This window comes from Pseudomonadota bacterium, from assembly GCA_023229365.1.
In the GTDB taxonomy this organism is placed as follows: Bacteria; Myxococcota_A; Polyangia; order JAAYKL01; family JAAYKL01; genus JALNZK01.
In genome coordinates this window covers 1-11,183 of record JALNZK010000154.1, presented here as the reverse complement: position 1 = coordinate 11,183, position 11,183 = coordinate 1, and the positions used below count along the sequence as shown (strand labels likewise).

Here is an 11,183-nt window from a genome sequence, read left to right as displayed (position 1 = left end):
GCCTGTCTCGGCGGCCGCAGAGGGGAGCGAGAGGAGCGCGCCGGCGAGGAGCGCCGCGATCGTGACGACTGCCTTCATCCGCCTCCTCTCCCGGCGCCGCGCCCGTGCCCCCGCGGTCTCTGACGCGGCGATCGCGCCCGGAGGGAAACTTTTTACAGCCTTTTTGCCTCCTCCGCCATTGTCACCGCCCGGCCGCGCCACACGTTGCAAGAGGAGATGAGACGCGCGCGCACACCCTTCGCCCTCCTCGCGGTCATGCTGGTCGCCTCGACCGCGAACGCCGCGCCGCCGAAGCGAACCCTCGACGCCTTCTACGACCGCCTCGCCGCGGATCTCGCCGCCGGCAGGCCGCTCGTGATCACCGTCCACGTCGCCCTGTGCGACAACGACTCCCAGGGGATCATCCCGGTGAAGAACCGCTCGATCTGCCGCGGCGACGATCCGGCGAACAACATGTACTGGGCCACGCGCGGCGGGCTCGCCGGCTACCTGAAGCGCGCCGGTTGGAAGCGCGTTCTCCTTGTCGCGCCCGCGGGCGGTCCGGTGCTCTTGCGCGCCGCGTGGCACACGTCGCTCGTCGCCGGGGGCGCGCTCGCCGATCGCGGGGTCTTGGGTCGGATCCCGGTGGTCGTGGTCGGGCTCGCGTACCGCGGCCGGGAGATCCGCACCGCGACGGTCGACTACTTTCACGCCGTGCACCGGGACGATCCCCGGAGCGTCGCGCTCGACACCGGCGAGACGATCGCGGCGGGCGGCGCGTCGCACGTCGTCGGCTACGTGGGGCACGACTACTTCTACGACACCTCGGAGCCGGAGGCGCTGCTCGCCGAGGCGGCCGGGAACTCGGCGCTCGCCAAGGGGGCGTTCGCCCTCTCCTGCACCGGCGACCGCCTCATCCGCCCCGGGCTCGTCCGCCCGAACGTCCGGATCCTGCTGCTCAACCGCACGCTCGCCTTCCCGGGCGCGTGGACGGTCGGCGGCATCGCGCGCGGGCTGGCATCCGGGCAAAACGGCGCCGGCATCCGGCGGGAGGCGGCGGCGGCGTTCTCCCTGGGGATGGGCGTGCCCTACGGCGCGGCGCTCGGCGGGTTCGCCTACGGCGACTGAAGCCGGCCTTCCCCGGCCGCCCGTTTCGCGGTAGCTTCCGCGTGCGATGAACGAGGCTCCCGACTCCCGGCTCCCGCGGAAGCCGCACCTGCTGGTCGCCCTGATCCCGGTGGCGTTCCTGGTGGCGGCCCTGTGGGTCACGGTGGTGCTCCTGCGCGAGCACGGTCTCACCACCCACGTCCCGCTGATCCTCTCCACCGTCGTGGCCGCGATCGTCTCGCTGTTCCTCGGCCACCGCTGGCAGGACATCGAGAGCGGGATGCTGAACGGGATCGGGCTGGCGATGAACGCGATCCTGATCCTGCTCGTGATAGGCATCCTGGTCGCCACATGGATCCAGGCCGGCATCGTGCCGGCGATGATCGCCTACGGCCTCGACCTGCTGTCGCCCGCGGTGTTCCCGGCGGCCGCGTGCCTGATCTGCTGCCTCGTGTCGCTGGCCACGGGCTCGTCCTGGTCCACGGCGGCCACGGTCGGCATCGCCCTGATCGGCATCGGCGAGGGGCTCGACCTGCCGCGGCCGATGGTGGCCGGCGCGATCATCTCCGGCGCCTACTTCGGCGACAAGATGTCCCCCCTGTCGGACACCACCAACCTGGCGCCGGCCATGGCGGGCTCCGGGCTGTTCGAGCACATCCGGCACATGGTCTACACGACGCTGCCGGCGCTCGCGATCGCCCTGGTGGCCTTCGCCTTCATGGGCTACGGCCGCGCGGGCGAGCTGGACACCGCCGCGGTGGATCAGATCCTCGCGGCCATCAACGGCCGCTTCGTGATCCACCCGCTCCTGCTGGTGCCGCCGCTCCTCGTGATCGCGATGGTGATCCTGCGCCTGCCCGCCCTGCCCGCGCTGATCGGCGGCAGCCTGATAGGCGCGCTGATAGGGGCCTTCGTCCAGGGCGCCGGCGCGGGGGAGATCCTGGCCGCGTCCTGGTCCGGGGTCACGGTCGAGACCGGCAGCGAGCTCGTGGACGGGCTGCTCTCCCGCGGGGGGCTCGAGTCGATGCTCTCCACCGTGGCGCTGATCATCTGCGCCCTCTCCTTCGGCGGCGTGATGGAGCGGTCGGGCATGCTCGCGGCGATCGCCGGCGGGATCCTGAAGCTCGCCCGCGGCGTCGGGGGGCTCATCGCGGCGACGCTCGCCACCTGCACGGCGATGAACGTGCTCGCCTCGGATCAGTACCTGGCGATCGTGGTCCCGGGCCGGATGTACCGGGAGACCTACCGCGAGCGGGGCCTGCACCCCAAGAACCTCTCGCGCGCCCTGGAGGACGCGGGACCCTGACCTCGCCGCTCATCCCCTGGAACACCTGCGGCGCGTTCATGATCGCCACCCTGGATCTCGAGCCGTGGACCTACGTCCCGTTCTGCCTGGTCAACCTGCTCTCGCCGGCTTTCTCGCTGCTCTACGGCTTCACCGGGTGGACCATCCGTAGGCTCCCGGAACCGGAGAAGAGGTAGGACGCGCGACCTCTCGTCAGTACCCCTCGTCCGGAGGGGGCGGCTCCTTCAGGCCGAACGCCTCCTCCAGCTCGGACAGATCGGGCAGCTCCTTGAGGTTGGGCATGAGCGTGATCTCGATCCGGCGGTTCTGGGCCTTCCCCTTGGCGGTCTTGTTGGAGGCCGCGGGCTGGTAGTGCGCGTACCCCGCCGCCGACAGCCGCTTCGGCGACATCCCCTTCTTGACCATGAGCTGGACCACCGCCACGGCCCGCGCGGCGCTCAGGTGCCAGTTGCTGGCATGCGGGTTGTCCTTGCCCAGGGGGACGTTGTCGGTGTGCCCGGCCACCTGGAAGTCGCGCTCCTTGATCCCCTGGAACGCCTGGACGACGCTCGCGAGCGTCTCCTGGCCCTTCTCGCTCAGCTCCGCCTCGCCGGACGCGAAGAGCACCTCGCTCGGCAGCGCGATCACCATCCGCCCCCTTCGGATGCGCACCTCGAGATCGCCGGACTCGATCATCTTCTTGAGGCCGTCCATCAGCCCCTTGAGCGTCTCCTGCTGCTCCCGGGCGAGATCGGCGGCCGCCTTGTTCTGGTCGAGCTGCCGCTCCGAGCTGTGCAGCTGCGCCTTCAGCGTGTCGAGCTCGACCTGCAGCGCGCCCAGGTCGGCGATCTGCTTGCGCAGGGCGTCGTTCTCCGCGTGCGCGTCCTTGTTGCGGCGCGTCAGCTCCGCCGCCAGCTTCTCCTGCTCGTCGCAGCAGCCGGCGAGCGCCGAGCCGACGGCGAGAGACGCGACGAGCGCCGGGAGCCAGAGCCCCTTTCCTGTGACAACCATTTCACGATCCTTTCCCCCAAACGCGTGGGATGTGGAGAACACGTGCGTCGTGCTCAGCGCCGGAACCCGTCGCGGTGGACGATCTCGGCGAGCGGCCTTCGCGGCGGCGCCTCGCGGGGCGGTCCCGAGGGCCTCCCCATCGGCATGAGCTCGACGACCCGGATGTCGTCCGGCGCGCCCAGCGCAGAGCCCGCCGCGGAGTGATCGAACAGGCCGACGTGCACCGTGCCGTAGCCGAGCGCGTGCGCCGCGTGCGTCACGTTGGAGAGGAACAGCGCGACGTCGAACAGCATCCAGTCGCCGTGGACCGTCGTCGCCTGCCCCTTCTTGTAGCCGGCGCGCCCGGCCCTGCCGCACGCGACCAGCACCAAGGGCGCCTCCGCGACGGCCGCGCGAGCCGGGTTGCCCTCGGAGAGGGTCGCCGCGAGCCGCGCCTTCATCGCCGGGTCGCGCACGACGACGACCTCCCAGCACTGGGTGTTCGCCCAGGACGCGGCCATGCGGCCCGCCTCGAGAATCCTCTCGAGATCCCCGTCGGCCAGGGGCTCCGGCAGGTACTTGCGCACGCTGCGCCGCGTCGCCATCGCTTCGAAGACGTCCATGTCACCTCCGGGTTCTCGGCTCGAGGCCGCGCTAGAAGTTGATGCCGACCGCCACCCAGATGATGATCCAGATGACCGCGGCGATCGGGCCGAGGATGACGCCGACGAGACCCGTGCGCCGCCCCCACTTGATGAAGCCGTGCTCCGCCGCCTGCGGGAAGCGGCCGATCTCCTTCTTGGCCAGCAGCACCGCCGGGATCCCCATGCCGAGCGCGATCCAGCCGTACACGACCGCGAACGGCGTGACCGAGAAGAGCGCCCACGTCGCGGCGCCGGTGCCGAGGAGGAACACAACGTAGGTGAGCGGCCGCATCCACGGCTTGTACTTCGGCGGATCGCCCGCGGGGCGCGGCTGCGGCCGCGGCGGGGCGTCCAGTGCCACGCTCGGCGGCTGGTACGGGTTGATCTCGGCGGGCGCCGCCTTCACGATCTCCTGCGCGGTGGTCGGTTTGATCTCCTCGGTCATGGTCTCCCCCTGGTTGAAGTCACTCGTTGCAGTCCCCGAGACACAGACCCTGGCAAACGCCGAAAACCATTTCCGTGCATTCGTCTACGCAAATGCCGGTGCATTCACCCTGGCAGTTGCCGTAATCGTCGTACTCCAGGCATTCACCGCTGCACGCGCCGCAGCACAGAAGGTCGCACGCGGAGCCCGAATACTCGACTCGGCAAGGGCCGCAGCAGATGCCTGCGCACTCGGTTCCCGCCGGCGTGTCGCAGTCGAACTCCCAGCTGTCCGGATCCGTGTCGCACGTCAGGTCGCTGTCGGTGTCTGTATCGGTATCGCTGTCTCCGTCGGAATCCGTGTCGGTGTCCGCGCCCGCGTCGCCGTCCATGTCGCCACCGGTGTCCAGACCGTCGCCGAGACGAGCGTCCTCTCCGCAGGCGAAGACGGAGATCGCGAAGAGAGCGACGAGCGAGGAAACCGTCCTCTGCAGAGAGATCGCGATTCGGGCGTTCGTCATTTCGTCACACAGCCGCCGCGCCGATGCTCGACTCCGCAGGCGGCAACCCACCCCAGATCACGACATCCGGGCAGAGATCGGCGCCGTTCGGCCAAGCGATCGTGCCGGACTCGACGCGTACCGCGGCGAATACCGCCGGGTCTCGCCTTATCCCCTCGAAGATCGGCCCGTGAAGCAACGCGTCGACGTCGCGTTCTACCTCGCGACCGTCGCTCAAAGTGAGCCGAAGGCGGAACGGTTTCAACGGGACGACGCCGACGATCCTCGTCAACGACATGGCGCATCTCCTCATTCGAGCGGGGCGATCCCGGCGAGCGGTTTTCCCGACCTAGCCAATTCCCAATCCGTGCGCAACTCCTCACGGTGGAACACCGCCCACTCGACGGAGAGCGCCAACGCACGCCTCGGCAAATGTCCGCGGATCACAGAAAGCGTGTCGATGGCGATGAGCGCCTCGTCTTCACCGTAGGACGCATGGAAATGTGGCGGTTCATGATCGTTGAAGAACATCCGCACGACAATCCCGAAGAATCTGCTCAACTCCGGCACGCTTCCGCTCCCTTCTGCTCGAGCCTACCACGTTTGTCGCAACACGCGACGCGGAAGAGAGCGGATCGGACTACCCGTGGATCGCCTTGCCGGAGACCGCGAGCGCCGCCTCGTGGAGCGCCTCGGAGAGCGAGGGGTGCGCGGCGCACACCCTGGCGAACGCCGCCGACGTCATCCTCGCCGCCATCGCGACCGCGCCCTGGCCGACGAGCTCGCTCGCCCACGGGCCGATGATGTGGACGCCGAGGATCGCGTCGGTCTCGGCGTGCGCGAGCAGCTTGACGAGGCCGTCGTTCTCGCCGTGCGCGAGCGCCCGGCCGTTCGCCTTGAACGGGAACACGCCGGCCTTGAACGGCACGCCCTCCCTCTCGAGCGCGTCCTGCGTCCGGCCCACGGAGGCGATCTCGGGCGCCGTGTACACGACCGCCGGGATGACGCCGTAGTCGACGTGCCCCTCGAGCCCGGCGAGCTTCTCGACGCACGCGACGCCCTCCTCGGACGCCTTGTGCGCGAGCATCGCGCCGCCTATCACGTCGCCGACGGCGTACACGCCGGGCACGGACGTTTCGTAACGCTCGTCGACCTCGATGCGGCCCTTGGCCGTGAGCTTCACGCCCACCTCCGCGAGCCCGAGCCCCTCGGTGCGCGGCGCCCGCCCGGTCGCGACGAGCACGCGATCCGCCCGCAGCGGCTCCATCCCCTCGACCTCGACGACGCACTCCGCGCCGTCGACGCGCGCCGCCTTCACCCGCGCCCCGGTGTGGATGACGAGCCCCTGCCGCTTGAGGAGCCTGTGCGCGTGGCGCGCGAGCTCCGCGTCCATCTCGGGGAGCACGCGGTCCACGTACTCGACCACGGTCACCTCGGCGCCGAGCCGCCGCCAGACCGAGCCGAGCTCGAGCCCGATGACGCCCGCGCCGATCACGACGAGCCGCCTCGGCACCTCGGCATACGCGAGCGCCGCCGTGCTCGAGCCGATGCGCTCCCCGTCGAGCGCGACGCCCGGGATCGTCGCCGCCTTGCTCCCCGTGGCGATGAGGATCGACTTCGCCGCGAGCTCGACAGGCGTCGCCCCGTCCACCGCGACGAGCCGCGGCCCGGCGAGCCGCGCCGTGCCCTGGTAGCGCGCGATCTTGTTCTTCTTGAAGAGGAACGCGACCCCCTTGGTGAGGCCGTCGACGATCGATTCCTTGCGCCTCTGCACCGCCGCGACGTCGACCGACACGCCCTCGACGCGGACGCCGAAGCCGGCGAGGCGATCCCGCGCGCCCACGTAACGCTCGCTCGCCTCGAGGAGCGCCTTGCTCGGGATGCAGCCGACGTTCAGGCACGTGCCGCCGAGCCGCTCGTGGCGCTCCACGCACGCGACGTCCATTCCCGCTTGCGCCGCGCGGATCGCGGCGACGTATCCCCCGGGGCCCGCGCCGATGACGACGAGATCGTGTGTCTTCCTCTCCATACGGAATGCCTACCACGACGTATTGAAGGAGGCCAGGGGTGGTGTGGGTCAGCGCGCGAGGCTCTCGACGAGGCTCTCGGCGCTCGCGGGCGTCGGGACGAACCGCTGGATCAGGCCGGAGCGGACGTGCGGCAGGAAGAGCGAGGGCGTGGCGCCGGAGACGAGGATCCGGAGCGTGCGCGGGTACAGCCGGCGCACCTGCTCGAGCAGCCAGATGCCGTTGTAACCCGGCATCTCGTAGTCGGTGAGCACCGCCCGGTACTCCTGGGCCGCGAGCAGCGACGCGGCGGCGTTCGCGCCGAGCGCGGCGTCGACGCACCAGCGCCCCTGGAGGATGCGCCGAAAGCCCAGGAGGGCCGCGGCGTCGTTGTCGACGACGAGGATCCGGCTGGCGGTCGTACCGGTCGGGGTCGCGCGCCTGGAGAGCTGGAACGTGGGGAGGCTCAAGGGACGGTGGACCGGCGACTGGCTCATTGGAAAAAAGTAACACGAGCGGACGCACCGCCCAAAAAGTCGGCGAAGAAAGCGGTCCGTCAGGCGGCGACGACGCGCGGAAGGATGTCTCGCAGATCGATCGCCGGCTTGTCGGGCTCGGAGAAGAGCCGATGTGCGCCGAGCACCTCGATGCCGACGAGCCTGTCGTTCTCGGCGAAGTCTGCGGCGACGTCGTCGCTGATCCGCACTACCCGGCACTGGAAATCGCCCTCGATGAAGCGGATATACAGGGCGTCGGCGTCCTTGTCGTAGGTGATCTTCATCGGTCACCCCCTTCCTGAAAATAGAATGTAAACACGGTCACCACCACGAGGCAATCGTCTTCCTCGGCGACGATCGGAACGATCTGCTGCATCGCGTAGGCGCGGCCACCCCACTCCTTGCCGAAGGGAACACTCAATCGGAATTGCGAACACCCGCGCCGCGCGGGCTCTCGTTGACCACTCCGGATCGCCTCCACCACGCTCTCCGCCGTGGCTCCGCGCTGTCTCATCCGCCCCAGGGCGTGCTCCGTGAATCGAAGGCTTCAACGTGCTGGTGCCCACGACCGCATCTCCTCCATCGACGAGCCCTCCGGCGTCCTCCACTCGCCCGCGGACACACCTTGCGATTCAGCTCTCCGACAGCTCTGAATCGGCCGTTTGCGTGAAAGGTTGCCGAAATTCGACGGCGGCGGCAGTCTGCAGGGCGAATAGACCTTAGGGAAAGGACTGGGAGGAACTGGGTCCGAGAAGAGCGCGACGCCCTGGGGAAGCGACCCGGCCGAGCCGCTACCCGAAGATCTCCCTCCCCTTCCCGGCCGAGCCGAGAACGGCCTGGTTCTTGTGGATGATCATCTTCTTGAGCTCGTCGCGCGCCGGGCCGAGGTACTTGCGCGGGTCGAACTCGGCGGGCTTCTCGGCGAACACCTTGCGGACGACCGCGGTCATCGCGAGCCGGCCGTCGGAGTCGATGTTGATCTTGCACACCGCCGACTTCGCCGCCCGCCGGAGCTGCTCCTCCGGGATGCCGACCGCGTCCAGAAGCTTCCCGCCGCAGTCGTTGATCATCTTCACGTACTCCGGCACCACCGACGACGAGCCGTGGAGCACGATCGGGAACCCCGGGATGCGGCACTCGATCTCCTCGAGGATGTCGAATCGGAGCGGCGGCGGCACGAGCACGCCGTCCGCGTCGCGCGTACACTGGGCCGGCTTGAACTTCGCCGCGCCGTGCGACGTGCCTATCGAGATCGCGAGCGAGTCGACGCCCGTGCGCTTCACGAACTCCTCGACCTCGTCCGGCCGCGTGTAGATCGACTTCGCCGCCTCCACGTCGTCCTCGATTCCCGCCAGCACCCCGAGCTCGCCCTCGACCGAGACGTCGTGATCGTGCGCGTGCTCGACGACCTTCTTCGTGAGCGCCGCGTTCTCGTCGAACGGGAGGTGCGAGCCGTCGATCATCACCGAGGAGAAGCCGGTCTCGATGCAGGAGGCGCACAGCTCGTACGTGTCGCCGTGATCCAGGTGGAGGCAGAACCTCAAGTGCGGGTTCACCTCCTTCATCATCTGCGCCGCGCCCTCGGCCATGTAGCGCAGCAGCGTCTGGTTCGCGTACTTGCGCGCGCCGCCCGACACCTGGAGGATGAACGGCGAGTCGGACTCGGCGCACCCGAGCGCGATCGCCTGGAGCTGCTCCATGTTGTTGAAGTTGTACGCCGGGATGGCGAAGCCGCCCCGGAACGCGGCCGCGAACATCCTCTTCGTGTTGACCAGCCCCAGGTCCTTGTAGCTCGTCGCCATTCTCGATGCCTCCTCGCGTTGGATCCGACCGACAACCTAGCATTAGATGTCGGTCGCGGCGAGGCGCCCGCCGTCCTTGACACCCGCGCGGCGGGGTACTAACCCCGAAACTACGAGCCGGCGACGGGGCCGGCGACGCCAGCCAAGGAGAGCAGAATGGGCATCGACGCGAAGTCTTTCAACCGTGCGCTCGAGGTCGGCCGCCCGCCGAACGTGCGCAAGCTGTTCCCCAACTCGAAGGCGCTGATCGTCAGCGGCAAGGTCGTGGACCGCGCCATGCGCGCCAAGGGCAAGGCCATGACCATCGCGGCCAACGCCCGCAACAGGCTGGTGATCCAGGGCGTCCTCAGGGCCGCGCAGCGCGCGAACGCCGCGGTGATCATCGAGATCGCCAAGTCCGAGGGCGGCGCCGGCGCCTACTGCGCGGTGAACTACTGGAACATGGCGACCTACGTCGACGCCGTGGCCAACGAGCTCGGCATCACCGTGCCCGTGGCGCTCCACGCCGATCACTACGGGATCAAGGGCGCCAAGGACGTCGAGGCCGCGCGCACCGAGATCCCGTCGATGTTCGAGGCCGGCCTGACCTCCATCGCCATCGACGCCTCGCACCTGCCCGACGACGAGAACCTGTTGGCCAGCCTCGATCTGAACCAGTACATCCCGGCCTGGGCCGGGCACGAGACCGAGGTCGGCGAGATCAAGGGCAAGGAGGGACTGTCCACGAAGGGGGAGGCGCTGTTCCTGATCCGCGGGCTGAACGCCCACGGCATCTTCCCCGACTGGATCGCCCTCAACAACGGCACGACCCACGGCATCGAGGCGAGCGAGGCCGGGATCCAGGTGGAGCTCACCGCGGGGATCCACGAGGCGCTCGAGCCCTACAAGCTCTCGGGCGCGCAGCACGGCACCTCGGGCAACTCGAGCGAAAGGCTGCGCCGCATCGCCAAGGAGACCCACACGACCAAGGCGAACGTCGCCACCGCGCTGCAGATGATCAGCTGGGGCGTCAAGGTCAACGACTACGGCAACGCCGAGCTCGACGCCGAGAAGCGCCTGGTCAAGGTCCCGGGCGCGGGCGTGACCGAGGAGCTGTGGGCGGAGATGGTCGCGTACGGCACCGAGAAGAAGTGGAAGGCCGGCGACTACAAGAGCATCAACCTGCCCTTCGAGAACAAGATCCAGCGCCAGCCCGCGGCGATCCGGGAGCGGTCGATCCAGGCAGTCGAGGACTTCGTCTACAACCTCTTCGCCAACGTCTTCTACGCCACGGACACGGCCGATCTGGGCATCGAGGCGATCCTGAAGGCCGGCTCCTTCGACCTCGGGCCCAAGGCCGAGCGCGTCGAGAAGGCCGCCGACTGGACCCCCGAGAAGATCCGCGAGCGCGCGAAGACGATCGCCTCCGACAAGGGCGCGGCCGGCAACTTCGACGACTGATCCCCGCCCGAACCGACGGTAGGCCCGCCGCGTCGTTCAGCGCAATCCGCACTGCCGAAATCAATCGTCTTCGTGTCCGGGCGCAACGCCCACCGCGCTTGCCTTCTCGGTTATCGTCGTTACGTTGATGTCGCTCCAAGCACGAACATGAAAGCGACATGAGCGAACTACTCGGCAGAGTCCTCGACAAGAAGTACCGGCTGGTGCGGCTCATCGGCGAGGGCGGCATGGGAACGGTGTGGGAAGCCGAGCACACCCTGATCAGCCGTCGGGTCGCGGTCAAGGTCATGAACACCGTGGCCACGGACGACAAGGCCACCGTCCACAGGTTCTTCCTCGAGGCCCAGTCCGCGAGTGCCATCGGGCACCCCAACATCGTGGAGATCTTCGACGTCGGCGTCGAGGACGACGGGACGGCCTTCATCGTCATGGAGCTGCTCAGCGGCGACTCCCTCGAGACTCTCCTACTCGACCGAGGCTCGTTTTCCCCGCAGCGCACGGTGACGGTCA

At 68.9% G+C, this 11,183-nt stretch carries 14 protein-coding genes and 1 pseudogene; 4 read left to right on the top strand and 11 right to left on the bottom strand.

Features of this window, described 5'->3' with window-relative positions; all coding sequences use genetic code 11:
• Positions 1-216: 216 nt before the first annotated feature.
• Positions 217-1,107, top strand: a complete 891-nt coding sequence (locus M0R80_28665; GenBank protein ID MCK9463611.1) for a hypothetical protein — start codon at positions 217-219, stop codon at positions 1,105-1,107.
• 46 nt (positions 1,108-1,153) lie between these two features.
• Positions 1,154-2,568 (top strand): annotated as a pseudogene (nhaC, locus tag M0R80_28660) (Na+/H+ antiporter NhaC).
• Between the two features lie 16 nt (positions 2,569-2,584).
• Here the strand turns inward: nhaC and M0R80_28655 are convergent.
• The 11 genes from M0R80_28655 to M0R80_28605 all read right to left on the bottom strand — a co-directional run bounded on the left by M0R80_28655 (position 2,585) and on the right by M0R80_28605 (position 9,233).
• Entirely contained in the window at positions 2,585-3,382 is a 798-nt protein-coding gene (locus tag M0R80_28655; GenBank protein ID MCK9463610.1) for an OmpA family protein, read from the bottom strand.
• Between the two features lie 53 nt (positions 3,383-3,435).
• Positions 3,436-3,984 (bottom strand): nitroreductase family protein, encoded by a 549-nt coding sequence (locus M0R80_28650; GenBank protein ID MCK9463609.1) that lies wholly within the window; start codon positions 3,982-3,984, stop codon positions 3,436-3,438.
• A 31-nt stretch (positions 3,985-4,015) separates the two neighbouring features.
• Positions 4,016-4,450 (bottom strand): hypothetical protein, encoded by a 435-nt coding sequence (locus M0R80_28645; protein MCK9463608.1) that lies wholly within the window; start codon positions 4,448-4,450, stop codon positions 4,016-4,018.
• A 19-nt stretch (positions 4,451-4,469) separates the two neighbouring features.
• Positions 4,470-4,949 carry a hypothetical protein gene (locus M0R80_28640; protein MCK9463607.1) on the bottom strand — a complete coding sequence of 160 codons (480 nt, stop codon included), beginning with the start codon at positions 4,947-4,949 and terminating at the stop codon, positions 4,470-4,472.
• 4 nt (positions 4,950-4,953) lie between these two features.
• Complete coding sequence (locus M0R80_28635; protein ID MCK9463606.1) at positions 4,954-5,226, bottom strand: DUF2442 domain-containing protein; 273 nt, start codon at positions 5,224-5,226, stop codon at positions 4,954-4,956.
• A gap of 11 nt (positions 5,227-5,237) precedes the next feature.
• Positions 5,238-5,498, bottom strand: coding sequence for a DUF4160 domain-containing protein (locus M0R80_28630; protein MCK9463605.1), 261 nt, complete (start codon positions 5,496-5,498; stop codon positions 5,238-5,240).
• Positions 5,499-5,568: 70 nt separating this feature from the next.
• On the bottom strand, positions 5,569-6,957 hold the full coding sequence (gene lpdA, locus M0R80_28625) for a dihydrolipoyl dehydrogenase (protein ID MCK9463604.1): 1,389 nt from the start codon (positions 6,955-6,957) through the stop codon (positions 5,569-5,571).
• A 48-nt stretch (positions 6,958-7,005) separates the two neighbouring features.
• Positions 7,006-7,431, bottom strand: a complete 426-nt coding sequence (locus M0R80_28620) for a response regulator (GenBank protein ID MCK9463603.1) — start codon at positions 7,429-7,431, stop codon at positions 7,006-7,008.
• A 59-nt stretch (positions 7,432-7,490) separates the two neighbouring features.
• Positions 7,491-7,715: a DUF2283 domain-containing protein gene (locus M0R80_28615; protein MCK9463602.1), complete on the bottom strand. Its 225-nt coding sequence runs from the start codon at positions 7,713-7,715 to the stop codon at positions 7,491-7,493.
• Complete coding sequence (locus M0R80_28610) at positions 7,712-7,945, bottom strand: DUF4258 domain-containing protein (GenBank protein ID MCK9463601.1); 234 nt, start codon at positions 7,943-7,945, stop codon at positions 7,712-7,714. The genes M0R80_28615 and M0R80_28610 overlap by 4 nt, the downstream gene beginning before the upstream one ends.
• A gap of 277 nt (positions 7,946-8,222) precedes the next feature.
• Positions 8,223-9,233 carry a class II fructose-1,6-bisphosphate aldolase gene (locus tag M0R80_28605; GenBank protein ID MCK9463600.1) on the bottom strand — a complete coding sequence of 337 codons (1,011 nt, stop codon included), beginning with the start codon at positions 9,231-9,233 and terminating at the stop codon, positions 8,223-8,225.
• A gap of 156 nt (positions 9,234-9,389) precedes the next feature.
• Here M0R80_28605 and M0R80_28600 point away from each other — a divergent pair, with 156 nt between their 5' ends.
• A complete protein-coding gene (locus tag M0R80_28600; GenBank protein MCK9463599.1) occupies positions 9,390-10,673 on the top strand; it encodes a class II fructose-bisphosphate aldolase in 1,284 nt (427 codons plus the stop codon).
• A 158-nt stretch (positions 10,674-10,831) separates the two neighbouring features.
• Positions 10,832-11,183, top strand: a 352-nt coding sequence (locus M0R80_28595; protein ID MCK9463598.1) for a protein kinase, incomplete at its 3' end; no start/stop codon positions are given.